At 36.2% G+C, this 26,094-nt stretch carries 24 protein-coding genes; 5 read left to right on the top strand and 19 right to left on the bottom strand.

Annotation, left to right across the window (positions count from 1 at the left end; translation table 11 throughout):
* Positions 1-50 precede the first annotated feature (50 nt).
* The 10 genes from speD to fabF form a co-directional block, all read right to left on the bottom strand.
* Positions 51-863 (bottom strand): adenosylmethionine decarboxylase, encoded by an 813-nt coding sequence (gene speD, locus ACM26V_RS06370; protein WP_416151805.1) that lies wholly within the window; start codon positions 861-863, stop codon positions 51-53.
* 567 nt (positions 864-1,430) lie between these two features.
* A complete protein-coding gene (locus tag ACM26V_RS06365; RefSeq protein WP_416150592.1) occupies positions 1,431-1,718 on the bottom strand; it encodes an HPr family phosphocarrier protein in 288 nt (95 codons plus the stop codon).
* Between the two features lie 121 nt (positions 1,719-1,839).
* Positions 1,840-2,046 carry a hypothetical protein gene (locus ACM26V_RS06360; RefSeq protein ID WP_416150591.1) on the bottom strand — a complete coding sequence of 69 codons (207 nt, stop codon included), beginning with the start codon at positions 2,044-2,046 and terminating at the stop codon, positions 1,840-1,842.
* A gap of 142 nt (positions 2,047-2,188) precedes the next feature.
* A complete protein-coding gene (locus tag ACM26V_RS06355) occupies positions 2,189-3,226 on the bottom strand; it encodes an aliphatic sulfonate ABC transporter substrate-binding protein (protein WP_416150590.1) in 1,038 nt (345 codons plus the stop codon).
* 17 nt (positions 3,227-3,243) lie between these two features.
* A complete protein-coding gene (locus ACM26V_RS06350; RefSeq protein WP_416150589.1) occupies positions 3,244-4,008 on the bottom strand; it encodes an ABC transporter permease in 765 nt (254 codons plus the stop codon).
* Complete coding sequence (locus ACM26V_RS06345) at positions 3,941-4,789, bottom strand: ABC transporter ATP-binding protein (protein WP_416150588.1); 849 nt, start codon at positions 4,787-4,789, stop codon at positions 3,941-3,943. The genes ACM26V_RS06350 and ACM26V_RS06345 overlap by 68 nt, the downstream gene beginning before the upstream one ends.
* Before the next feature lie 260 nt (positions 4,790-5,049).
* A complete protein-coding gene (locus ACM26V_RS06340) occupies positions 5,050-5,754 on the bottom strand; it encodes a class I SAM-dependent methyltransferase (RefSeq protein ID WP_416151804.1) in 705 nt (234 codons plus the stop codon).
* A gap of 213 nt (positions 5,755-5,967) precedes the next feature.
* The gene (locus tag ACM26V_RS06335; protein WP_416150587.1) at positions 5,968-6,117 is read right to left on the bottom strand and encodes a hypothetical protein; all 150 of its coding nucleotides are present in this window, start codon (positions 6,115-6,117) and stop codon (positions 5,968-5,970) included.
* Between the two features lie 60 nt (positions 6,118-6,177).
* Positions 6,178-9,777: a dynamin family protein gene (locus ACM26V_RS06330; protein ID WP_416151803.1), complete on the bottom strand. Its 3,600-nt coding sequence runs from the start codon at positions 9,775-9,777 to the stop codon at positions 6,178-6,180.
* 109 nt (positions 9,778-9,886) lie between these two features.
* Positions 9,887-11,125 (bottom strand): beta-ketoacyl-ACP synthase II, encoded by a 1,239-nt coding sequence (gene fabF / locus ACM26V_RS06325; RefSeq protein ID WP_416150586.1) that lies wholly within the window; start codon positions 11,123-11,125, stop codon positions 9,887-9,889.
* A 328-nt stretch (positions 11,126-11,453) separates the two neighbouring features.
* Between fabF and ACM26V_RS06320 the strand changes: the two genes are divergently transcribed.
* On the top strand, positions 11,454-12,554 hold the full coding sequence (locus ACM26V_RS06320) for a CotS family spore coat protein (RefSeq protein ID WP_416150585.1): 1,101 nt from the start codon (positions 11,454-11,456) through the stop codon (positions 12,552-12,554).
* Positions 12,551-14,134, top strand: coding sequence for a glycosyltransferase family 4 protein (locus ACM26V_RS06315; RefSeq protein ID WP_416150584.1), 1,584 nt, complete (start codon positions 12,551-12,553; stop codon positions 14,132-14,134). Before ACM26V_RS06320 ends, ACM26V_RS06315 begins: the two co-directional genes overlap by 4 nt.
* A gap of 74 nt (positions 14,135-14,208) precedes the next feature.
* On the opposite strand, the gene ACM26V_RS06310 is transcribed toward ACM26V_RS06315, so the two are convergent.
* Positions 14,209-15,150 carry an NAD-dependent epimerase/dehydratase family protein gene (locus tag ACM26V_RS06310; RefSeq protein ID WP_416150583.1) on the bottom strand — a complete coding sequence of 314 codons (942 nt, stop codon included), beginning with the start codon at positions 15,148-15,150 and terminating at the stop codon, positions 14,209-14,211.
* Between the two features lie 292 nt (positions 15,151-15,442).
* Between ACM26V_RS06310 and ACM26V_RS06305 the strand changes: the two genes are divergently transcribed.
* On the top strand, positions 15,443-16,255 hold the full coding sequence (locus ACM26V_RS06305) for a UTP--glucose-1-phosphate uridylyltransferase (protein WP_416150582.1): 813 nt from the start codon (positions 15,443-15,445) through the stop codon (positions 16,253-16,255).
* Positions 16,256-16,271: 16 nt separating this feature from the next.
* Here ACM26V_RS06305 and pgmB read toward each other — a convergent pair whose 3' ends face one another.
* The 4 genes from pgmB to ACM26V_RS06285 are packed head-to-tail and all read right to left on the bottom strand — an operon-like array spanning position 16,272 to position 19,619.
* Positions 16,272-16,919, bottom strand: coding sequence for a beta-phosphoglucomutase (gene pgmB, locus ACM26V_RS06300; RefSeq protein WP_416150581.1), 648 nt, complete (start codon positions 16,917-16,919; stop codon positions 16,272-16,274).
* A gap of 51 nt (positions 16,920-16,970) precedes the next feature.
* Positions 16,971-18,341 (bottom strand): hypothetical protein, encoded by a 1,371-nt coding sequence (locus tag ACM26V_RS06295; RefSeq protein WP_416150580.1) that lies wholly within the window; start codon positions 18,339-18,341, stop codon positions 16,971-16,973.
* 41 nt (positions 18,342-18,382) lie between these two features.
* On the bottom strand, positions 18,383-19,228 hold the full coding sequence (locus ACM26V_RS06290) for an SDR family oxidoreductase (protein WP_416150579.1): 846 nt from the start codon (positions 19,226-19,228) through the stop codon (positions 18,383-18,385).
* Positions 19,221-19,619, bottom strand: a complete 399-nt coding sequence (locus ACM26V_RS06285) for a hypothetical protein (RefSeq protein WP_416150578.1) — start codon at positions 19,617-19,619, stop codon at positions 19,221-19,223. The genes ACM26V_RS06290 and ACM26V_RS06285 overlap by 8 nt, the downstream gene beginning before the upstream one ends.
* A 113-nt stretch (positions 19,620-19,732) precedes the next feature.
* On the opposite strand from ACM26V_RS06285, the gene ACM26V_RS06280 reads away from it, so the two are divergent.
* Positions 19,733-21,145: a hypothetical protein gene (locus ACM26V_RS06280; RefSeq protein WP_416150577.1), complete on the top strand. Its 1,413-nt coding sequence runs from the start codon at positions 19,733-19,735 to the stop codon at positions 21,143-21,145.
* Positions 21,146-21,240: 95 nt separating this feature from the next.
* Here the strand turns inward: ACM26V_RS06280 and ACM26V_RS06275 are convergent, their stop codons facing one another.
* From ACM26V_RS06275 to ACM26V_RS06265, 3 genes are all read right to left on the bottom strand, one after another.
* Positions 21,241-21,438 carry a KOW motif-containing protein gene (locus ACM26V_RS06275; RefSeq protein WP_416150576.1) on the bottom strand — a complete coding sequence of 66 codons (198 nt, stop codon included), beginning with the start codon at positions 21,436-21,438 and terminating at the stop codon, positions 21,241-21,243.
* Positions 21,439-21,501: 63 nt separating this feature from the next.
* Positions 21,502-21,903 carry a retropepsin-like aspartic protease gene (locus tag ACM26V_RS06270; RefSeq protein WP_416150575.1) on the bottom strand — a complete coding sequence of 134 codons (402 nt, stop codon included), beginning with the start codon at positions 21,901-21,903 and terminating at the stop codon, positions 21,502-21,504.
* A complete protein-coding gene (locus ACM26V_RS06265) occupies positions 21,900-22,337 on the bottom strand; it encodes an MOSC domain-containing protein (protein ID WP_416150574.1) in 438 nt (145 codons plus the stop codon). Before ACM26V_RS06265 ends, ACM26V_RS06270 begins: the two co-directional genes overlap by 4 nt.
* Before the next feature lie 270 nt (positions 22,338-22,607).
* On the opposite strand from ACM26V_RS06265, the gene ACM26V_RS06260 reads away from it, so the two are divergent.
* The gene (locus ACM26V_RS06260) at positions 22,608-23,753 is read left to right on the top strand and encodes a metallophosphoesterase (RefSeq protein WP_416150573.1); all 1,146 of its coding nucleotides are present in this window, start codon (positions 22,608-22,610) and stop codon (positions 23,751-23,753) included.
* On the opposite strand, the gene ACM26V_RS06255 is transcribed toward ACM26V_RS06260, so the two are convergent.
* Positions 23,713-25,923 (bottom strand): DNA topoisomerase 3, encoded by a 2,211-nt coding sequence (locus tag ACM26V_RS06255; protein ID WP_416150571.1) that lies wholly within the window; start codon positions 25,921-25,923, stop codon positions 23,713-23,715. The two genes, ACM26V_RS06260 and ACM26V_RS06255, sit on opposite strands and share 41 nt — an antisense overlap.
* Positions 25,924-26,094: the final 171 nt, after the last annotated feature.

The following is a 26,094-nucleotide window of genomic DNA, read 5'->3' as shown; positions in this document are numbered from 1 at the left end:
TAGAACAGAGTTGATAAGACCTCAACCATTTCATAAAAAATTACGCATAATTAAGGACGTCTTATATTTTTCCCATAATAAATTTCATTCATTTCATGGTTAAGTTTGTCGCTAATTTCTTGTTGCTCTTCTTTGTTTAAATCATTACTCCTATAACCAAACAAATAATTATCTAGGTCAAATCCCTTGAGTTTGCATTTCGTATGAAAAATATTCTCTTGGTAGATATTCACATCAATCATATCAAACAATTCTTTTACTTCGTTTGGTATATAATTTTGAATTGAATTAATATCATGGTCGATAAAGAGCTTATCCCCATTAATATCTCTTGTAAATCCACGTACACGATAATCCATTGTCATAATGTCTGTATCAAATGAATGTATCATATAATTCAAAGCCTTGAGTGGAGATATCTCCCCGCAGGTGGATACATCTATATCAGCCCGAAACGTACTAATCCCATCGACGGGATTGTATTCAGGGTAAGTATGGACAGTAATATGACTCTTATCGAGATGAAGTACTGCAGATTCGGGCAAAGGTCCTGGTGACTCTTCAAAAGCCGAATTTGGGGCTTCTTCTACAGGACCTTCTGAAATGAGCATCGTAACACTTGCTCCTTGTGGTTCATAATCTTGTTTGGCAATGTTCAATACGTGAGCTCCAATAACGCTAGCTACGTCTGTTAATATGTTTGTCAGACGATCGGCATTGTATTGTTCATCAATGTATTGGATATAAGCTTCTCTTTCCTTTTTTGTTTTTGTATAACAAACATCATACATATTGAAGCTTAATGATTTTGTTAAATTATTAAATTCATGCAGTTGAATACGTTGTTTAGCTGTTAATTTCAAGGACTCATTCCCCACTTTAAATAAATTATATTTTAGGTCTATTTCTGACAAATTGTCGAACATTACAGATTTACAACTAATGATAAAATGAATTCCACTAGTAAATACTGATAATCAGTATTATAACAGAAATGGATTATGCGGTAAAAATTATCCTTTTTAATATCAAGAGTTCAAGTTTTTTCACTGTAACTCTAACGAAGAACAAATGGGAAACCATCATACGGTTCGGTCTTGAATTTATTGAGATAGTTGAACTATTTCTAATTATTTACTAAGGTGTTCTTCCATACATCGCAAAGAATTGAAATTTAGTAAACAACTTTGTGGAAAGGAGGACTAGAAGTACGATAGAAGTGTCCATTTGATTTAAAAGGTTTTAGCAACTATATGGGAGCTACTGAAGGAAAGTAAGAAATCAATCAGTAAGAAATCAATCAGTAAGAACGACGAATAAAGGCTAATTTTTTCCTAAATTCTATTAGGAAAAAATTAGCCTCAGATTAGTTAGAAATGTTTGATGATAGACAAATAAATACTTCTTCTATCAAGTATTTATCATTAAAGTCAATGGCCCTTAAATTGCTGACTAGCCTCCGTACTGTCTCCTTTAAATAATTGACTAAGGTGACTTATCGCCTCATTGGCATCATCACCTTGAGCTTGGACAGTAATTACCGCGTCTTTTTTCATATCTTTCATTGCATTGACAAGACCTAAAACGCATTTCGAGTTATAAGCTATATTGTTTTTTAAAAAATAAACATCGCTTTTGTATAAACTGCTGACGTGAACGAAAGCCATAACATTTGACATGTTAATACGTTCCTTTAGTTGAAAATCTTGTTTTAACATCAGCAAAAAAACCTCCTCATCACTCGAATGGCGTTATAATTAAGAGTGTAAACCTTTTGTAGATTTTTATCTGTAATGATGTTAAAGAATATATCAGTGTTTTTACTACTTGCAGTAGAATTTACAACCAAGAGAATGAATTTGTTGGTTTGGATTCATCATCTGGTCGTACTTCTTTGTCTTGATCAACTTCTTGTGTCATTTTTGCTTCGCTTTGCGAGCCAAATAGCAGATCCGCCCAAGGGTCACGAGGAGAGACAGGTTCTTTTCTCTCTTCTTTTTTAGAATCTTCCATTGGTTTAACTGTTTCTTCCGACTTTTTTTCCACTTTAAATCCTCCTTTATTTTTTCGTTCTTGTTATTCTATTCTCGTTCGTTCAGACTGCGTGGGCCTATCACTCCACAAAAAAAGACTGATCATTTGAGTAATTTCCTCAAATGATCAGTCTAACAATTCTAGTGATCTACTATTATTCAGCTATTAACCTATCTAAGATGGACGTATCGACGAAACCATCTAAATTCGGATCCTGCTCCATAAATTCTAATTCATGTGATGCGTTAGCCCATTCCTGTAAAGCATCAGCATGAGTTTCAGTCGTGATTGTCATTCGCTGCCACGCTTTTTCTAACACTTCTTCTGGCAGGCGTGTTTGCGTTAAGTCATAAATCAAATCATTAACCGTATTTAGTGTATCTTCTTCATTTTCTTGTGCATATTCAACCGAACGCTTATGAGCGATTAATGCTTGCTCAACCTGTTCAGGATTTGCTTCCAGAAATTCATTAGTCGTGACTAAAACAACGCTTGCTAGTTCTTCGCCTAGGAATACATCATCCCACTCTGTGACAACATTCGCATTATGTTCTTCGACTAGTAATGTACCCCATGGCTCAGGTGCGGCTGCGCCATCTATAGAACCTTGCTCAAACATTGCAACCATGCTTGCTGGATTAACTCTTGATTGGTGTTCCACTTCTCCATTACGGCGATCGGTCGTCATTCCTTTCTCTAGCAACATCTGCTCTAACTGAACATTATGCGTGCATCCGTTACCTGGTGTAGCAAAAGAATGTCCTGAGAAGTCTTCGACCGTATGAATTCCAGAGTCTTCTCTAGAAACAATTAATGTCGCGCCATTTGCTGCTGCACCGATGACAACGACGTCAGAACCAGATAGATAAAAATTGATTGCAGGACCAGGTCCTACATATCCTAAGTCAATTACACCTGTATCAAGTGATTCCATAAATTCATTTCCATTAGGAAAGTTTTGAAACTCTATTCCATCTCCCATTTCTTCAGCGAAATAACCTTTTTCTTTACCAACTATCGCAGCGGCATGATCTAAGTTAGGAAAATACCCTATATTTACTTCGCTATCTCCAGATGATGAATTTCCAGATGCCTCATTTTCATTATTTGGTGCTTCGTTATCGTTAGTACCACATGCACTGACAACCAATACAGTTGTCGCTATTGCTGCTCCACTTATAAATTTTTTCATTTTATTTCCTCCTAATGTTATGTTGTTGAATTGTTAAGTCCCCATCGAGACAAAACTTTTTTCTCGATTTTTCCAAAAATAAAGTACTCTACTATAAGTCCAATACAAGAAATAATAATCATAATCGCTACAACGAGATCCATATTAAAGAAATCACGCGCGTCCATTAATGTTCTACCTAATCCCCCACGACCAATCAATTCTGCGGCCATCAATGCACGCCAACCAAATGCCCATGCAAGCCGTGCGCCAGTTAAAGCAGATGGGATAGAGGCAGGAAGCATGACTTTCCAAATTAATTCTGTATTTTTATAGCCCATCGTTTTTGCTGCTCGGATTAAGATTGGTTGAACATTTTTTATTCCCATCCGGATATTTAACGTCATCGCCCATGTTCCACCGAGAATAACAACGAAATAAATAGCCCCTGGACCACCTTGAAATAAAACGAGTGCAATTGGTAACCAGACGATACTAGGAACAGACTGCAAAGCGATAACAAGTGATCCTATCGTTTCATCTGCCAATTTTGAAACCCCAATTAATACACCAAGAAATCCACCAATGATAAGCGCTAATGTAAAACCAACAGTGATTCGCTGTAAACTTTCTGTTAAGGCAGTTGCTAATATCCCAGTGTCAAATAATCCAATATATAATTGCTGTACAGACCCTAATGGAGAGGGGAAATAATTGGTTTGCTGAGAATAAATTCTAAATATGATCTCCCATATTACGATCAGTCCCGTAAAGAAGACTAGCTTTCTTAGAATTGAAGTCATCCCCCATCTCCTCCTTCATTACTTTTTCGATTTCTCCGCCTAAAATAGACATGATGTCTTGTTCGATTTGGATAAATTCAGGAGAAGAAGGGTCGCGTGGTCTCGGAAGATCAACAGAATAAATCTTTCTAATTCCTCCAGGACGCGTTCCCATTAAAACGATTCGATCAGAGAGTAAAATTGATTCTCGGATATTGTGTGTGACAAATAGAATCGTCTTTTTCGTTTCCTCCCAAATAAATTGAACTTCACGATGAAGCATCATTCTAGTCTGTTCATCGAGAGCACCAAATGGTTCATCCATTAGTAATACTTTAGGATCCATCGATAACGCTCTCGCAATTGCAACTCGTTGCTTCATTCCACCGGAAAGTTCATGGGGATAAGAATCAAAAAATTTACTTAAATGAACAAGTTTTAAGTATTTTTTAGCATGTGTTTTTGCGTCTTCTTTGCCCATTTTTTTCTTTGTTGCAAAGATGACATTTTCTAGTACAGTAAGCCAAGGCATTAATGCCGCTTCTTGAAAGACAACACCTCGGTCAGACCCAGGTGAGAGAATTTTATTGGATCCTACCGTCACTTCACCGGTAGTTGCTTGATCTAATCCGGCAACGATATTTAGTAACGTTGATTTTCCACATCCGGAAGGACCTAATAAGGAAACAAACTCTCCAGAATCAATCGTTAAAGAAATATCTTTGAAGACCGTAAATGATTGGTCTTTTTTTTCTTTACCAGGGAAGGTTTTCTCTACATTTTTTATCACAACTGGTTCCATATTTTCTCCCCCTTAATATAACTATTTTTATTTATCCTATAATGTTACTCGGGATTAATATTATAAGTATATGATGCAAGTAATTCTTGTGTCAATGTATTTAACAAAACTAATTTTCATTCATTTTAAATTTAGAATCGTTCCAAGACAATGTTTCCGCTTTCAATTCTCATATGATAAGAATTATACAATTATTTCTATTCGGATAATAAAATGGACCTAAATCTGCTGTTAGATAAAAGTCCAATAGGAATATATCATTAATTTTTACAACGGAACAACAGAAATCCTACTTCCTCTTTATAGTAGTCAGCTAATCTAAGATGCTCATCTAAGATATCTAAGCAATTTCCATCTATATTTTTGTCCAATGACATGTCGACTAGATTTTTATTGTTAATAAGCTGCTTTTCAACATCCAATACTGAAACCTCTGAAAATCCTGCTTTTTTTAGCAATTCTGTCCACTCTTCTCTTGAATATAAACATGGGACATCATAAAATCGTTGCATTATTTTTTTGTCTTCTTCTTTTAATGGATGAATAAGTGCCATTTCATTCATAATTAATGAGCCGGTATCCATTAAGACGCGCTTAAGTTCTGCTAATCCTATTTGTTTGTTATGAAGAAAAGCCATCACCGATTCAGCAAGTATAATATCAAATAAATCAGATCCATAAGGTAACTTTTCAATCGATCCTTTTTTTACAAACACTTTTTCTAAATTAGTAAGCCTTGACCTAGCTTTAGTAACCATATCAGAATGCTGATCAATCGCATCAATACGACATCCATATGTCTCAGCCAAATATTCCGTCGTTTTTCCTGTTCCACAACCTGCATCTAATATGCGTGAATCGACAGTGATATCTTCCTTGGATAAAAGTAGTTTTGTTAATTCTAGCCCTCCAGGATGAGCACTTTTCACATCTAAAGTTGCTAATACGTCTACATAGGAATACATTTTCAAAAGCCTCTCCCCCCTCTTTGGTACTTTATTCAACAATCGGTAGAGAGGTCACGAAAAATTGTTCATATTAAATTGCGGGGCTATAAATTTTGATTGGAAAGCTAAATGCCTACTTTTAAATGACCAAAAAGAGTGAATGCTATCCACTTCCTCCTAAATAAGGAAGCGGATAAGATTCTACTCTCTCTGCTTGTTTTCCTGTAGCTTTTATTTAGTGTTTTTCTTTTTTGCTCTTTCAGCTTCTACGCTTACTACTTCCCCAGCATTATCATTATCTGGTGGTTGTCCTAATGGATTGACACTGCCTGTTCTAGCTGTTCCAGATTGCTTATTTCGATGGCCTTTTTGTTTACCCATATGTTGTCACCTCCATTGTTATCATTAAGGTGACCCATTTGACCGATAGTTATAGCTATTTTATTGAATTTCAGATAAGGAAGTAAGTTCCTTACGCACTGCTTTTTGTTCTTCTACATCAAGGATTGCATCAAATCGAACACTTTCTTCGTGAATTGCCGCTCTCAAACGTTTCTTAAGAATTTCTTCTATATCTGACAAGCGATCTAAGGTAATTTCACGAAGCTTCTCTTCGTAGTTAAAAATAACAGTACTTGCTTCAGTTGTTCCGTCAGACACTAACTTTTCTTTCAACTGTTTTATTTTTTGATTTTCAAAAAAGTCTTTTTTTGAATTCAGCAACGGTAAATATGTTTTTGCATCAATCGGGAAAGTAATCTCGCCTATGCTGACATCCATGGATACGCGACTTAATTCCTCATTTACTTGCAGATAAGGTAACCTTTTGTTGATCGAATCTTTCTCACTAATGACCCATTTTTCACTAGCTTTTTTTATCGCATTTTCCAAACGAATTGTTACAGATTCAAGTTCCTGCTTTAAGAAACGTTCACCGAGTCCTCGCCATTCTTGAATAGCTGCAGTTAGTTGTGCGTGTAACTCCTTCTTTGTTGAACCTGTTAATACAGAAACATTAATCGCCGAAGGGAAGTAATCATTTAAAACAAAGTGCATTCTTTGTCGAAGAAATAACGAAAATTGGTCTAATTCATGGAGAACTTCTTGTACTGTATGAGAAAAAGAAGACTCTTCAACGTATTTCAATCCATTTTCAGCTGCTTCTTTTATCGCTTTTTGTTTCTGAATTTGTGCTTGTTTATCTTCATTCATAAACGTAGCAGTGTCATTCAATTTATGAGTGTATTGCTCCAAATTATTTTTAAGAATCGAAAAGCTTAATGATTTTAACTCTAATATTGTTTGATGGTAAAACACGTCTTCAAACTGTGAAAAACTGGTCTCACTATCAACTGCTTCCGCTCGCTTTTCAGCTAGCCCATCTCTACTAGAAAGTGTGTAAAGTCTCGGCTCATCTATTCCATTTCGTGTTAACTGTTCTTTAACATGATGTTTCACACCATTTAATTCACGACGACTGTTAGCTAAATCAGCTGCGTTAATGACGAAATACAATTTGTCATAACCAAAGCTTTCGTTTACTTTTCCTAATTGTTGCAGAAAGTAGTGATCTGCTTTTGAAAAAGCATGGTTATAATACGTTAAATAAAAAATAGCATCAGATTGGCGTAACTGTTTAAAAGCAACATTTGTATGGCGGGCATGAATCGAATTGACTCCAGGCGTATCGACTAAAATGATACCTTTTTTGGTTAGTTTACAATCATAGTAAAGCGTAACTTTTTCCACTAAACAAGCAGTTTTTTCTTCGGCTACATATGCATGCAGTTCATCGTGAGATATCGTCATTGTCTCTCCAAGAGATAACGTTGTTTCCTGAACGCTTTGTTTGATCACAGATAAATATTTTGCACTTGTTTTTTGCCAATTTGACACAAATTTTTGACTAGCAGGCTCCCATTTATTGAGTAATTTAGGAAGATCCAATTCGAGATCCAATGAATGACCAATCGATTTCACTTCTTCGGTCAAAGCTTGTTTTGATTTTATCGTAATCAATGCAGTACCATGTGCATAGCTCTCATCTGATTGTTGAACAGTTAACACAGTCGCAGTTGTTGGGTGAGGTGAAACTGGCATCACATCATCACCTAAGAGAGCATTAGCAAAACTTGATTTACCAGCGCTGAATGCGCCAAACAGCGAAATGACATACGACTGATCTTCATTACGGTGTATTCGATCAAGTAATTGTTGACGTTCATTTTGCAATAACGATGACTGTGACCTTTCTAAAAGTGCACGTTTAACTTGTGACATCCAAAGGTTAACCTCTTCTTCAGAAAAATCTGATTGAACAAAAGAACGTGAATCAACTTCCTCATCGCGCTCTATGACAGAATCATCAGGCATGACAATATCTTCAAAAATATCGCTGTTATTACTAGGATAACTAAGCTGCTTTGTTTCATTTATCTTTGTTACAAACGAATCATCATTTGAGAGTTGTTGAATTTGTTCATTGATAAGGCTGAACTGGTCGTCGAACGTACGGTTTATCTCAATTAATTTATTTTTATAAGGTGTTAATTTGTCCAACGTAGCTAACTTCTCTTTGACCTTTTCTTCGTTAGCTATAACTGTTTTCTGAAAACCTTCAATTTGAGTAGATAAAATAGTTGCAGCTTGGTCTTGAATAATCTTAACAATTTTTTTCGTAACTTCATTTGTGAAGATGTAGAGATAGTCTCGACTCATCGGGCCTGAATTCACTTGTTGAAGTAACCAATCAGATGAGACTTGGAAACGTAACGACTGCAAATGGGTGTCGAATAGTTCTTGATTCGATAACTCTTTCCGATCAACTTTTTGAAAATACTCTCGAACATGAAACAGGAGTTGGGAATTGATTTTATCTTGAAGTTCGGTTACAAGAGCATTTGCTCGTCGATTCTGTTCTTCTTCTGTTTTCTTCTTAGAAAAGATAAGCCCCATTTTGAAACCTGGTTGCACTGATTCTAACCAACTTCTTGCGAGTTCCGTTGTCGTGTAAGGAAACAACGTTACATTATCGTAAAGCCGTGTCGTTTCTTTTTTATAATTTTCACGGATCACTGTTTCGTAGTTTTTCAGTTCGTTTAGCTCATTTTCCAGTATTTCATGTTGATCGAAGTCGGTAACATCATATCCCTTTTCCTGAATAGTGTCGTACACATGTTTGATTTCTTGTTGCAATTCTTCCTTCATTCGAACATTGACAGACTGGTAGAATCCTTTTTCAATAAGTTTTTGCGATTTGTCTAAAAGTTGATCTCCATGATATAGTAGCGCTTTTAATTGGCTTTCAAAAGCTGAATATTGATTTGCTTCATGGTCTTCTTTTTTCATCGAAGTGAAAAATAATTCGATAAAGTTAATATCCCATTGTGTCATTAGATCTTCAACAGACTGCTTGAAATCTTTCAGCGAAATTTCAGCATCATTATGTTTATCGATTTGATTGATAATGAGAAAAATAGGCTTTTGCAAAGTAGATAACTGCTTCAAGAAATAAATGTTTGTTTCTGACTGAACATGATTATAGTCCATCACATAAACAATCACGTCCGTCGTATACAGTTGTTCGACGGTAACAGTTTCATGATTTTTGTCCGTAGAATCGACACCTGGCGTATCAACTATAGACCCGTGTGATCCTAGAAATGGAAGAGGTGCACGAATCGTCATGCCTGAAGACTCGTTTCCATTCATACCCCACCTGCGAACTTTATCCCAAGGAATGTCACCGTGAAAAACAATGTCATCTTGCTGATAATTATGTACGGTAAGAGATAATTCGCCTTGGCGAATGTGTATCAGATTGGCACTCGTTGGAATTGGGCTTGTAGGAAGGACTTCAGCTTGTAATAGCTTATTTAGAATTGTTGATTTGCCAGCAGAAAAATGCCCGCAAAAAGCGATTTCAAACACATCCGTAAGCTTTTTTTCCTTCACTCGTTTGTAACGAAATTGTTCCTCCGTTGAAAAACTAATATCATTATTTTTACTTTCCATTACTTCGGGTTCGTTTTTAGTTGTCATTTTCACTATTCACACCATCCTAACATCTATTACTATAGCGGAATTCTCGGACGATGAAAAGAGAATGAAACATCCAACCACAAAAATTAGTGGTTGGATGTGAGTATTATCAAGTTATTTTTTTGAAAACTAATGTTGCATTATGCCCACCAAACCCTAGCGAATTTGATAAAACAATATCAACATTTTTCTCTCTTGAAACGTTTGGAACATAATCTAGATCTAATTCTTCATCGGGTGTTTTATAATTAGCGGTAGGTGGAATCATTGAATCTTTGATTGCTAATAATGAAAAAATCGCTTCAAGTGCTCCGGATGCACCTAATAAATGACCTGTCATCGATTTAGTCGAACTAACAGCTAATTGATAAGCATGTTTGCCAAATACATCTTTAATTGCTCTTGTTTCATATAAATCATTGTAATGTGTAGACGTACCATGCGCGTTTATATAATTTACATCGTCAGGTGAAATACTGCCATCATTAAGTGCAGCAATCATCGCTCTCCGTCCACCTTCTCCGTTTGGAGCGGGGGTCGTGATATGATGGGCATCACCAGTAGCGCCATATCCAACGATTTCTCCGTAAATTTTTGCACCTCTTGCTTTTGCATGTTCCAATTCTTCTAAGATAAGAATCCCTGATCCTTCAGCAATGACAAACCCATCACGATCTTTATCAAATGGTCGACTTGCTGTAGCAGGATCAGGGTTCGTTGATAAAGCTGTCATATTCGCAAACCCAGCTAAAGTCATCTCCGTAATCGCCGCTTCTGCCCCGCCAGTAATCATCATATCCGCATCGCCTTTTTGTACTACCCGGAACGCATCGCCGATCGAATTTGCACCTGATGCACATGCCGTAACAGAACAGTTATTCATGGCTTTTGCACCGAGTTCGATGGAGACACGACCAGAGGCCATATCTGGAATGAACATCGGGATAATGAAAGGACTCACCCGTTTTGGCCCTTTGTTGAGAAATTTTTTGTGTTGTTCCTCGAACTCGTCCAATCCACCAATTCCAGAACCAATCCATACACCAACTCTCTCAGCCTCAACATCTTTACCGACTTCTACAGAGGCATCTTCCATCGCCATTTTACTCGCTGCAACAGCAAACTGAGTAAATCTTGCCATCCTTCTCGCCTCTTTAAAGTCCATGTAATCCTTTGCTGCAAATCCTTTTGCTTCTGCAGCAACTTTTACATTATATTCTGTCATATCAATTTTCGTAATAGGAGCAACTCCTGATTCACCATTCTTAATTTTCTCCCATGTTTCATATGCAGTATTAGCAAGTGGGGTGATTGCCCCTACCCCTGTAACAACGACTCTCTTTGACATATTATTCTCCCCTTTTAGATTAATCTCCGTGCTGAGTATGTTCCATTAAAACACGTTTATCTATTCTTGAGTTTACTTGGTACTTGGTCATAAGAGTTACTAATTGTATTTTACCTTAAATGGGGATGGATATGAAGTAGTTTCATAACCTAAATTGTATTTTTCTTAAATAACGACATTACACTAAGTTAAAGTCTGGCAATTAGCACATTCTACACAAAATTAATAAAACACGCTAAGTTATAGGCCTTTATGGATACGTTGATTTACTTTAAGAATACGCTAGTCATAGTTATATAAACTATTATTTCTTTGGAAGGAGAGAGACATGCAAGAAAATCAAATTATCCCATGGGAAATTGACGATACTATGGACGAATTTTATGTTCCTGCTTACATTGAGGACATGGCACTTGAAGTAGTTAAAGAATATGACATGAGTGTCCATCACATGGAAGTTATTACGACTAAAGAGGATAAAGGCGGATTGATTTGGAAGATTGACACCGATAAAGGACCACGAAGTTTAAAAATTTTGCACCGTCGTCCATCTAGAAGTTTATTTAGTATTGGGGCGCAAGAATATTTGGTTCATGAAAAAAAAGCTAGAATACCAGTAATCATAAAAACAAACCAAGGCGAAACTACTGTGTTAAAAGGAGGGAAAATATGGTTTGTTGCAGAATGGATAGAGCCACTAGAGCAAGTTTCTGAAGATTTAGAAGGGGCGAAACACCTCTGTCGGGCTCTAGGTGAATTTCATTTTCTATCTAAAGGTTACAAGCCACCAAAAGGTGCGGAAGTAGCATCAAGGCTTCACCGATGGCCAAAGACGTATCAGAAAGTTATCAATAAGATGGAATGGTTTGAAAATATTGCACAATCTTATCAAGAAATGCCTGCCAGTTCAGTCGTTCTTCAACACGTAGATTTATTTAAGCAGCAAGCAGTAAATGCGAAGAAAAGATTAGATACATCTTCATATAAGGAGCTTACTGCTCGTGGAAATCAATTCTGGGGATTAGTTCATCAAGATTATGGTTGGTCGAATGGACAAATGGGTGCGGAAGGAATGTGGATTATAGATTTAGACGGTGTTGCATATGACCTACCGATCCGAGATTTGCGAAAATTAATTACCGGCACAATGGATGATATGGGAACTTGGGATGTCAATTGGATTATTGAGATGACAGAAGCTTACAACGAAACCAATCCGATTGAAGAAGATTTATACGATATGCTGCTTATTGATATGTCATTGCCTAATGAATTTTATAAAAATGTAAAAGAAATGGTCTATCAACCCGAGCTATTTTTAGATCAAGAATTAGCAGCATTGATAGAAACCATTGTTGTGACAGATCAGTCTAAATGGCCAGCAATACAAGAACTAAGTCGTATTTGGAAAAGGGGAGAGTTTATATGAACTATTTAATGATCTGTACAGAAAAACTACCTGTTCCCCCCATCAGAGGAGGAGCGATACAAACGTATATTGATGGAACAACAAAAATACTATCAAAAGAACGTAATATCACTATTCTTAGTGTAGCAGACCCTGATTTAGCTACGGAGGAGATTGTTGACAACATTCATTATGTAAGGATACCTGGAGGGATGTTTGAAAAATATCGAGAAGGTGTTGAGAAATTTCTTCAAGCAAACTCTTTTGAACTGATTCATATTTTCAACAGACCCCGTCTAGTTCTATCAGTTAGGGACGCCGCTCCCACATCGCGTCTAATTCTAAGTATGCATAATGATATGTTTACTCCGCAAAAGATCGATCAAACACAAGCCTCTAAAGTGATTGAAGAACTGGATCAAATTATCACTGTCAGCGACTATGTTGGTACAACGATAAAAAATTCATTTCCGCAAGCAGCTTCTAAATTAAATACCATCTATTCAGGTGTTGATTTAGATCGGTTTATGCCATCCACAAAAGGTAGCTTAAAGCAAGTTCGTGATCAGCTTAGACATGAACATGACTTGCAAGATAAACAAGTCATTTTATTTGCTGGGAGACTCTCTTCTAATAAAGGAGTAGATGTGCTGATTCAAGCATTGGAGACAGTATATAAAAAGCACTCGGACATTGCGCTTGTTATCGTTGGGAGTAAGTGGTTTAGCCAAGATGGAATCACGGATTACATTGCTTACGTTAGGGCTCTTGCCTCTCGGTTACCTTTTCCTGTCGTTAATACTGGTTTTGTTTCACCTGATAAAATACAAAACTGGTTTGCGGCGGCAGATATGTTTGTCTGCCCTTCTCAATGGGAAGAACCGTTAGCGCGCGTGCACTATGAAGCAATGGCTGCCGGACTCCCCATTGTTACAACGGCGAGAGGTGGAAATCCAGAAGTTATTCAACCTGGTGTGAACGGCTTTGTTGTAGAAAGTCCAGAAAACCCTCAGTCATTTGTCAAACCGATCTCGGAATTACTTTCCGAACCATCAAACGCAATAAAGATGGGGAACAATGGTCGGAGATTAGCAGAAGAAAATTACCATTGGAATCGGGTTGCAAATGAAATCAAGACGATTTGGGACAATGTTTATAAAGAAAGAGACCTCCAAGTTAATGAAGATCTAGTTCATGCTGCCGAAGATACTTTTACAGAGCCATTAGTTACAACTAAAACAAATAATAGAATTGAAAATAGTTCGCATAGAAGACGACAAAATAATAAGAGTAAATCTAATCAAGACATGTTACGAGAAATATTATTGTCTCAATTTAATAATGATTATATCAATAATTTAATAACGATCCTTAAATCTGACGTTCAAAACAGAAAAGTTACAGATATCAATGAGTTTGTGAGTCAATTTCGTCAGAACACAGAGAAAATGATGAAAGATCAGCTATTAAATCAAGAACAGGTAACGAATCGGTTGATGGAAGCATTAAATGATCTTACCACAGTGAAGATATTCAATAATGATAACGAACGCCCTATTAAAGTTGGGAGGAGAAATAAAAATAAAGCAGTAGGACGATAATTTTACCAACCTTGATAATATTTTAAAAGCCAGTTTGTATGATTATTATACAAACTGGCTTTTATAGGTTAATTCTAATACAGATACTTAATATAATCCACTTCCTGTTTGATACCATCTTTTAAGGGAACTTGTGGGGAATAATTTAACAGTAGCTGTGCTTTTGAAATATCAGCCCACGTATGCTTTGGTTCCCCTTTTGATTCAGCGTGGTGGGTAATGATAATCTGCTTGTTGAATATTTCTTCGAGGATATTAATAATTTCTAATACAGATGCACGCTCTTTACCGCCAATATTTATCGTTTCTCCAATAACGTTATTGGCAAATACTACGGAAGCAGTAGCTTTAGTACAATCATCTATATACGTAAAATCTCGCGTTTGTTTACCATCGCCGTATATAACTATTGGTTTATCTTCTAGTATACTTTTAATAAATTTATGAAAAGCCATATCTGTCCGTTGTTTAGGTCCGTATACAGTAAAATAACGCAAGATAACAGTCGGAATTTGAAAATTTTTATTGTAAATATGACATAAATGTTCACAAGCTAGTTTAGTCATCCCATATGGAGATAATGGTTTTGTCTGAACACGTTCTGATACCATTCCTTTTTGTTCCCCATATACTGATGAAGTAGAAGCAAAAATAAATTTTCTCACTGGATAGATTCGGCATGCTTCCAATAAACGTTGAGTCATGATGATATTATGGTCGGCATATTTCTTGAAATCTTCTCCCCAACTTGACCTGACACCAGGGATTCCGGCTAAATGATAGACATAATCAATATTCTTTAACAGTTTGAAGTCGTCTAATTGCAGCAGATTTTTTTCAATAAATTGAAATCTTGGATGTTTTAGAAGGTCAATTATATTTCTTTTTGCAATTGATTTCTTAGTATGTCCTAGAAAAAAATCTATACCAGTTACGTCTACGTCAGGGTTTTTTAACAATTCTTCACAAAGGCTAGAACCAATGAATCCACCGGCTCCTGTTACGAGGATCCTCATGATCTCCCCACCCCAAAATAATTCAATCCAGCACTTGAAACTATTTGTTTCAATAAGAAGTTTCCACAAACTATTATCATAAATTTCTCCTCTCTGAACCACTCGTATCTTTGGCTGTTTATAGCTTATGTTTCTGGGAGCGATTTCGTATGAGTATATGTCCAAGATTAGAAAAACTCACTTATACCTATGACATTTAGTGGAGATTACCGCCAATTAGTTATTGGACAACTTCCTTGATGATTCTAGTTGAATAAAATAATAGAAGATATCATGACAAGGAGGTTATTATGTGAGTATTCGTAAAGCAATTATACCTGCAGCTGGCTATGGAACGAGAAATTTGCCTGTTACTAAATCGCTACCTAAAGAAATGTTTCCGATTAACAACCGCCCAGCGATTCAATTCATAGTTGAGGAAGCGGTAGCTTGTGGCATTGAAGAAATATTAATCGTGTTCTCTCGCTCGAAAAATATACTTGTAGACTATTTTGACCGTTCTATTGAATTAGAGGAATTTCTAAAGAAAAATAAGAAACTTCAAGAATTGAAAAAACTAGATCTTCCAAACGTTACGATTCAATTTATTAGACAGCCTTATGCATTAGGACTCGGAGATGCCATCAAACAAGGGGAATCATTTATTGGTGGTGAACCTTTTGCAGTTCTACTTCCAGACGATTTGTTTGTTGATAGCAGGCAGATTGGATTATCTCGTCTGATCAAGAAATACGAGGTGTATCAAACGAACATGATTGGTGTCTTGCAAGTCGCAAATGACAAACTAAATAAATATGGTGTTATAAAAGGGAAGTACGATTCTGAAAATATGTATGAAATTCTTGATATCATTGAAAAACCAAAAACCCCCCCTTCTAATCTAGCTGTGATAGGGAGGTATGTCTTTCATCCAGATATTTTTTCATATTTGAAACAACTTACTCCTTCTTTAGCAAATGAAATTCAATTAACAGATGCCATTAAGAATATGTTATTACAGCAAAATGCTTACGCAATTAAATTTAATGAGAAAAGGTATGATATTAGTGATTCAGCAGATTATATAGCAATTAATAACTATTTTTTGCAAAAAAATAAGGATTGAATGATTAAATAGCTTATTATTTAAAATTTTTATATAGCTTTTTTAATGAAATTTCTTTTGTTGAAGAAACGTGCCAATCCGCCGTTCTTACAGCTGGATCATTCCCAACCCCGACCGAGAACATCGAAGTTGATTTGATGGCCTGCATCCCTGCTTCGCTGTCTTCAATTGCTACGCAATCTTTATAATCAACGTGTAACTGATCAGCAGCTTTCAAAAATATCTCCGGATTTGGTTTCATGTGTGTAACCGAAGCGGAAGGAACAATTATTTGAAACAAGTGAATAATCTCTAAATGCTCTAACACAGCTCTAGCATTTGAACTTGAAGAGGCAATCGCCATTGGAATCTTTTCATTGTTTATTTCCATGAGTAAGTCAGCCATACCAGGCAGTATATTTGCAGGTGTTATTTTTTGAATATAATGCTTGTACCACTGATTCTTCAAGTTTCCTAATTGTTCCACGTCTTCATCGGTATATGTTTCATTGCTCTGATTAAGTAAACTTTTAATGAGATGCTTACGATTCATCCCTTGAAACTTCTGATTCATTTCTCGTGTAAATGGCACGTTTAGTTTTTCTGCAACCTGTTTCGTCGAGAGATAGTGAAATTCGACTGTATCAGCTAATACGCCATCTAAATCAAATATAATTGCTTTCATAACTCAACAGTCCCTTTTAAAAATTTTTCTAATTACTCTGAATTCTAACTTTTACAAGAGCATAAATGCAACAAGTGTTCCAACTGCACCGTACATGAGTGCAAAGGGCATGTTTTTTAATGTGATTCGATAAGGGTTTTGCTGTGTATTCATTGATGTCAATGTTACCGTTACTCCGTATGTTCCAACGGTTGCTGTAGCTAACGCACCTGTTATAAGGACAATTGCGATACTTAATGGATTAATATCTTGGTACAAAGGAGCGACTACTTCCATTAGAACGCCAATCGTTGCAATCGGATGGATTCCAAACATGCTTAAGATGAGATAGGTCATCTGAATAAAAAATAAGATCAAAAGGGGCTGCTCTGCTGCTGCCATGAATGGGTGTTGAATAACTCCTAGCGCTGGCGTTGCATTTAAACTGTTTGAGAAAAAGCTGAGTGATATGAATAATACAACAAAATTCTGCATACCATTCGTTCGCATTTTCCACGTTTTCCACCCAACAGCAATAAAACTTCGAGCTCTTTTCATGATAAAAGACCAAATCAGTGAAAATGGAAAAATCACAAGTGTTACTGTTAATATAAAGTTTAAATTTAGTAGATTACTAGTAACAACGATTAAGACTAAAAACATGACTAGTGCAAAAAACAATTGGAGAATCTGTAAGGCAATAGCTCTTACCGAAAAACTTCTTGTTACTACATTTGCAGGAGCTTGGTAAGGAACTTTTGCGTAGTAATATCGTCCCCAAACGTTATCAATCACCATTGTAATTACCGCAATCAGCACTAGCCAAGGCAACATCGTAATATAACTAACTCCCGTTGCATCAACACTGATAGCTACAATAATTTCCATTGGACTCCACACTAAAGCCATTGAAAAAGCCCGAAGTGTTGTCTGACTAATAAATGTATTGCTTATTTTTTTAGGGAGACTGGCTAAATTGTCTTTTAATACAGCTTGAGAAAGGTTCACAGCCGATAAATTTATAAATGAAATCAATATGTAAGAGGTAAGAGAACTTCTGACATAAAGTTTACCTAAGTGTGGAACATTCGCTTTCATCAATTGATTGATTCTGCGATCGAATCGTCCTGCTCGAACAGCACTATTAATCCAAGGAAGCATTGCTAATAAAGCTAGTAATCGTAAGTTGTCTGTAAAAAAAACAAATGCCTCGCTAATAGGTAGCCCACTTTGATTAAATAAAATTGTTCCTACAATTAAAAATAATGAACCTAATAGTTTAAATAATGCTGATGCTCCAATAAACGAGACAATTAACATAGGAATCGTGATTACTCCAATTGCAATCGTAACTATCTCGTATTCGAGAAATACGTTTATTAGATAAATTGCGAGTACAATTGAATAGATGATGTAAATATGGTGATCTAGCCATTTTCGCATAATAAGTCTCTCTTTTCTACGTAGTAATTCAAAACGAGTGTCTAGACTTTATTGAAGATTCGATAAAGGATAGTCTCTAGAATAGACCAGGGTAGTAAAGATTTCAAGAATATACTAGATTTGATCCCCTTTCCGATCGAATAGCGGAAGTTAGGTCTGCTACTTTCACAAATTCTTGTTACAAGATCAACAACTTTTTGCGGATTTTCTGAGGATTTCGTTTTGACTTTCGCGTACCGATTCATAAACGTCATCAAAGATTGGTAATCTAATTTATCTGATTGTACTGCCGACTCTAAGCCTTTATCCCAAATATTTGTCTGAAAAGAACCTGCTTCTATCATCGAAGTATACACATTAAATGGCTTTAATTCCAACCTCAAAGACTCACTTAATCCTGCTAAAGCAAATTTAGAAGAGGCATAAGGCCCGAGTCCAGGAAGTCCTATCCGACCACTGATGCTACCCATCTGAATAATTTTCCCGCTTCTCGCTTCCCTCATCATCGGTATAAATGCTTTCGTGACAGAAACTACTCCGAAAAAGTTCGTCTGAAATTGTTGGTACCATTTTTCCATGTTGACTTCTTCAATAACTCCACCTTGTGAAAATCCAGCGTTATTAATGAGGATATCAAGTCGACCATATTTTTTATGTATCGTTTTCTTTAACTCTGTTATTTCATCAATATTCGTAACGTCTAATCGATAGATTGCGAGGTTTTTCTCAGAAATGGAAGATGTGGATGCAGCTTTCCTTAATCGAGGAGCATTAGTTAAATTTCTCATGGTAGCTATAACGATGAAGTTTTTCTTCGCTAAGGCAAGAGAGATTAAAAAACCAAAACCACTACTAGCGCCTGTAATCAAGACTATTTTTTTATCCATGTGATTTCCCTGGTAATCCAGATTTTATTATTTCCACCTTTTTAATCCACGCTCTTTCAAAATCCTGATTCGAGATGATTTGTTTACCGAGGTCAGCCACAGTTGTTATTTTTTCTTGTTTACATAAGCCCACACAAGTTTGATAAACGGCTAGGTTCTCAACTTCGGATATGTACTCGACAGTAATTTTACCTATCCCTTGTTGATCGGCTAAAAAAGCTTTAGTATGACCGTCAATTAAAACCAACTCTCCATCAAATTTAATAACGGGAAATGGATTTCCGTCTGTTTCTTCTGCGTTAAAGCCATCCATAATTAAGCTTCTTAATTTGCTTCTGTTTATAAACATTTGGCTAGGTTGTAAGTCTTTTAACTCTACTTCTAGTTTCATCCCGGCATCCCTCCCGTACATTTCATATTATCGATAAACCAAGTATAATATAAGCTGTGTAGTCTGAAAACATTCCATTTCCTCATTGATGCAAGGAAAGCGCGAATAATCCTATGAATCATCTAGCTACTAAGTCAGGGGGGATTCCTACGTTAAATACTATTATCATAAGAGGTTTAGGAATTATTTGTTATATTACTGCTTCGCTCTATTTAATTAATCATTTTTTTACATACTCGTGGATCGTGACACTATACAGTACTTTAGGAGCGCTATTACTTTTCTTTGCAATTTTCAGTATTTCATTCATGAATCGCGGTGTTGTACTAGTTCTTGTTGTAATTGGAACAATCATCTTTGCATTTGAAAATGTGCCTCTTGAAGCTGCAATACACGGCTTTGGAGAAAATATAAGTTTATTGTCATTGTTTATTCTTATCCCGCTAATAGGAACTTTTATGTCTACAGCTGGATATTTAACGACATTAAAAGAAAAAGTAAAGCTACGTGAAAAAAGTGGTGGTAAACACCCATACCGACTCAGCTACATTCTTGTGGCCACGATTGGGCCACTATTAAACTTCGGGTCATTAGCGATTGTAAAGAAAATCGCTGATGAAAGCTTTTCAAGTTTTCAAGAAAGAAAAATGACCTTACATATGATGAGGGCATTTGCTTTCTGTATGTTATGGTCGCCATATTTTGTAAATGTCGGGCTTGTCCTCGTGCTTTTTGAAGTTTCTTGGTTTGACATTGGTGGGTTTGGGTTTATATTTGCGCTTATCTTTATGGGGATTAGCATGGTTATGCTCCCTAGTATTTCATTTCCTGAAGATCCAATTGTCAAGAATAACATTGGAGAAACAAATTCGCGATTGGAAAAAGCATCATTAAAACCGATGGTATTCTTTGCTGCAGTTCTCGTCGTGTTGTCACTTGTTCTGGATTATGTTCTCGATGTTAATATGTTAATCGTCGTATCGATGCTTGCTGTAGTCCTTCCTGTTATTTGGGCTTTGTTTTCAAGGCTATTTACTGTCTTCATCTTTGAAGTTTATGAACAAGTGATTGGAGCCTTTTCAAGGTTTAAGAATGAACTAGCAATTTTTATTAGCGCAGGATACTTTGGTTTGGCATTGTCATATACTGATTTAGGCGATAGCCTATCTACTTTGTTGTTCAACCTTTCATTTGGTTTCGTTTATTTATTCACACTTTTTGTTGTGGTTATCACAATTGCCCTTGCATTAATTGGTGTCCACCCAATCATTATCGTGATTGGAGTTGGGAGTGCCCTTTCGCCTGAAATGTTCGGTGTAAGTTCCGAGTATCTCGCATTAACGCTTCTCTTATCGTGGACACTCGCAACTCAAGTGTCTCCTTTTTCAGGACAAGTTTTGATGTCATCGAAATTAATGAAAACTTCTACGATGATAATCGCTAGAGAGAATGCTGTATTTGTCTTCGTATGTTTTTTAATACTCCCTATCATATTGTTTTGTTTTCATTTCTTCGGGTGGATCTAACCTTCTAATAGTTGTAGTAGTAGGAACGTCGTGCTCATTAAAAACTGGTTCTAAGAATGTTTTTAGCACTCTTAGAACCAGTTTTGATGTAATTATTATTCGGTGATAAGTTCGTACTCCGTATGTTTTAAAACTGTCCTTGGCTTTGAACCATCTTCTAACTTAATATCAAATTCAACTGAAATGGAATTAATGTAGGAAGAAATAACTTCTGCCTTTTTTCCTTTGTATTCTCCAGCTATCACTTTAACGGTATCCCCTGTATTTACTAACGGTTCTTCTTGTTCAGCCATTATGACTCCTCCTTAAAAATATCATGCATATGTTCTTTTGTGAGATAAATAACTACTTCTAAATTATGTCCTTGAACTAGAAATGGATAGTGAATCTAAATTGATTTTTGCACCTACTTTCATAAGAAAATCAATTCCAATTAAACCGTCTTCTTCTATATCTTTTACAACTAAATCAAAATCGCTTACTTTTAATGGACCAACACTGATTTCATCCATAAGGTGTACTCTCTCTTCCGATTTTGGATCAATTCCTAATATCTCAGCTACATGATGTGAAATAACAGTTTCAGAAGAGCTAGTATCAATCATCATGTCCTCAGTTGTATGTATCTTCCCTTGAAACTTTAATCGCATCTCTGTATAAATCTTACCATTTGTATGATGAATCCCTTTCATAGACGCCACCCTTTCTATATTTAATCCTAATTGAATCTTAACATAAATACACATTTTCTTAATCATTGTTCAACCCAATTAACTAAATCTCCTTTATGTATCTCACCGTTGTTTAATACGACACCATAGGCACCACCATGCCAATGTGGGGACATGGCATTTTTTAATCCGGGTAAAGCATGATTCATTTTTTCGCAAGGTTTTGTTTCACCATAAATTTTAATGAAACAATCTCCAATTTTCAAGACTTTTCCAAGAGACTTTTCTAAATTTATACCTTTTATCATCAAGTTAGCACGCCGAGTTTCCGGTCCTAATTTTGTCCCTAAGGAAGTCATTAAAGATTCCCATTTTTCTTCTTCAATAATCGTAACTTGTCTTTTTCCACCTTGATCTGCATTATTATGAAGGCCGCAATTCTCTATTAGCTTCGCTCGTTGAGTAGCGTCCATTGGACCTCTTTTCAATCGCTTTATCCAGATTCCACACAACTCGCCCATATGATTCCTCCTATTTCAATAAAAAGATAGCATTTGAAAATAGCATAGTTAATCAATGCTCGTTTGGTCATAACAGGGTGATCCTTTGTCTCTGTAAAACACTTAATTATTCAAGTTTAAATGCTATCGCTTTTCTTTTCTCTATTAATCATAATAAAATAGTATTAGTCCGTAAACAACTTTTCTGTAATTAAACTTTATTCTCCAGTTACTCAACAAGGAAAGGAAATAATCGACAATAAATGAAAGTGCTATGAGGTGGCTATCTGTATGAACATAAAATTGCTTGCGAGTTTTGGATTGTTTATTATTATTTATTCAAGTTTAAATTATTATATCGGTTGGAATCTTCACGTTTGGCTGCAAACGACTTTTCAATTTGATAATCCAGTTGTTATTGGAATTTTCATCGCATTTTTAGCTTATGCTTTTTTATTCGGGCAAATTTTCAAGGCATTGTTACCTTTAAAAATGGTTGGATCGTTCTGGTTAGCGTGTTTTCAGTTTGGAGTTATCGTTTTACCGGTTGCAAATGTCATAATATATCTCCTGCATTTGTTAGGCTTCCCCTTGGTTTCGCTAATCATTAGTGTAGGGTTTATTATATGGGTGCTATTTTTCAGTTACATTGGTTTCGGATTATACAATGCATATCAGCCTGTGGTTAGAACTTACTCTCTTGAAGTTCCACGAGGAAAAGCGAAACGGAAATCACTAAGAATCGCGGTCGCTTCTGACATGCATTTTGGAGGTCTATCAGGGAAAAATCACGCTAAACGACTAGTTCGAACCATAAATAAATTAAACGCGGAACTTGTATTGTTTCCCGGCGATTTAGTTGACGATGATCCGAGTATTTTTAAAGAAAAACGAATGGATCGAACGTTAAAAAATATAAAAGCTGATTCTGGAGTGTATGCGGTTCTAGGCAATCATGAATACTATGGAGGCAAAATCAAACAACTGACGAAAATAATGAAAAACATTGGTGTGACTATTTTACAAGATGAAACAGTTGTCATCGATAACAGCATTCAGATTGTTGGTAGAAAAGACAAGACAGATCACAAGCGCAACACCATAGATGAATTGATGGAGTCATCTAGAAAGTCTACCATACCAACACTAGTTCTAGACCACCAACCTAATGATCTCGATGCGATCATGGATCAAGGAGCGGATATAGTAATTAGTGGCCATACGCACCGAGGTCAAATTGCACCAAATCATTGGATAACTAAAAAAATCTTTGAACTTGATTGGGGCTATAAAAAGAAAAATCAACTCCATGTCATCGTTTCGTCTGGATTTGGATTTTGGGGCCCTCCTATTCGTATCGGAAGCCGTTCTGAAGTAGTACAATTGGATATAACTTTTATTGATTCGCTGACGAATTCTTCGGAAAAGAAAAGGTAACTCGATTTTGCTGTGAATCCCAAAGAAGCGAAGCGTCAAATGTTTTCTCATTTTTCTCGAATCCTTTAATAATTTCAGTCTGTCCCTTATGAAGCAATAATTTCACTTGCTTTAAAGGGATAGTCTGATTGAGAATACGTTTAGAAAGAGTATATTTACATTGAGCTGTCCTATATTTAGAACATCCGTAAAAATTTCCCTTGTCAATAATATTTCCTCCACATTGTGGGCAAGTTCCTAGTGACTGATTTGAAAATGATTTTCTTTTGTTCCCCTTCCCTTTCCAGGCAGGTTTAGCCGCATTAATTTTATCGAGTTTTTCTTGGTCAAATGACCATTCTGATGAGCGACTTCGAGCGTCATTAATGATCGATGTGGACAAATTTTTTGCTTGTTCGACAAAAGATCCCATCTCTGCTTTGCCATCACCTATTTCCGCTAATCTTTGCTCCCATTTTGCCGTCATTTCTGGAGACGCGAGAATCGATTTTCCAACCGCTGTGATAAGTATCCTCCCTTTATCGGTTGGGAAAACTTGATTATTTGTTACTTCAATGTAAGCTCTGTCTTTTAAAATGCCTATAATCCCTGCCCTTGTCGCTTCTGTCCCCAGTCCTTCTGTTTCATTCATGACTTTTAATAAACTTTCGTCATCAATGTGTTTGCCCGCGGACTTCATTAGAGTAATAAGATCTCCTTCTGTAAGTCTTTTTGGAGGGTGAGTTTTACCTTCCTTCGTCTGAACTTTATCAACTACTCCTTCGCTTCCTTTATCTAACAAAGGTAAAAGTGTATCTTGTTGTGAAGAACTTTTTGCTTCTTGTGTAAATGGGATTACCTTTCTCCATCCCTCTTTCACAAGTTGTTTTCCTTTAGAACGGAAAGTCGCGCGGCCATCAACGAGTGTTTCCATTGACGTATAATTCATCTTACAAGGATCATAATGCGCAGCAATCAGCCGTTCAACAACCATTCGATATATTTTATTTTCGTCCTGATTTAAATTTTCAGGATCGATGACTTGTTCAGTTGGAATAATTGCATAGTGATCTTTGACTTTTTTTTCATTAACGTATCGTTTTGAAGATAAAATAGACTCTATTGGTATGGGAAAGAAAGATTGGAATGAAGCAAGTGCACTTATTTTTGAAAGAATTTCAGGAAACATCAATGCTTCTTCTTTCGTAACAAAATTAGAATCAGTTCTTGGATAAGATATGTAGCCTTTGACGTAAAGCTTTTGTGCGATATCGAGTGTTTTTTTAGGTGAATATTTAAATCGTTTGTTTGCAAGTGACTGTAAAGAAGATAGATTAAAAAAGTATGGAGGTAGAATATCTTTTTTAGTACGCTTGACGTCTACGATCTTTGCCGGTTTTCCATCGCAAAAAGCTGCGATTTTATTTGCGACTTCTACTTTATCAAGGCGTGATTCTCCCTCTTTATGCCAAGTCCCCTCATACCGTTCCTCGTCAATTAGAAACGTTGCTTTCACTTCCCAAAAGGCTTCTGATTTAAATTTCTCAATTTCTTCTTCGCGTTTTACAATCAACGCAAGCGTCGGTGTTTGCACTCTTCCGGTAGAAAAGACATCTCCTGCACCGTGCTGTTGGAGAAGTAGTGAATATACTCGAGAAGCATTCATGCCAATAAGCCAGTCAGCATAAGCCCTACTAATTGCTTCGTTAAATAACGCTCTCGTTTCTTGTTCATTTAGTAATTTTTTGAATCCATTTTGAACAGCGTTAGCAGTTAAAGATGAAATCCATAGACGTTTCATCGGTTTATTATTTTTGCATTGCTGAAGGACTAAACGAACGATTGCTTCCCCCTCCCTTTCAGCATCTCCTGCAATGATAACTTCATCAACTTCTTGATGATGAACAAAATCTTTAATAACTTTAAATGCTTTCCATTTTGTTTTGATTACGCGATACTTAAAGTGATTTGGTACAATTGGTAGTGCATCGATTCGCCATTTTTTCCAGTCGGGATTGTATTCTTCAGGAGGAAGCAACTCACATAAATGACCTACTGCCCACGTAACAATCGCTCCTTGTGGAAATTGGTCACATTTGCTAATGCTGATATGGTCTTTCTTCTTTTGGGATGGATACGGGGCAGCTAGTTTTGCTCCTTGGTCGGGTTTTTCAGCGATGATTAATTTCAATGTGGACTCACCTATATTCTATCGTTTTTTTTGGTAGAAACACTTTCAAAGGGGAAGACTGGATTCAATATTTGAGATGGATGGGGATGCATTTATGGTTGTTATCTCACGAGGGAACGTACGTTTTATTTTACCATATGTTACTTAAATTATCTATCAATTAATTGATAG

Origin of the sequence: Salipaludibacillus sp. HK11 (assembly GCF_047795645.1) — a bacterium.
Taxonomy (GTDB): domain Bacteria; phylum Bacillota; class Bacilli; order Bacillales; family Salisediminibacteriaceae; genus Salipaludibacillus.
This window is presented reverse-complemented; position numbering and strand designations above follow the sequence as displayed.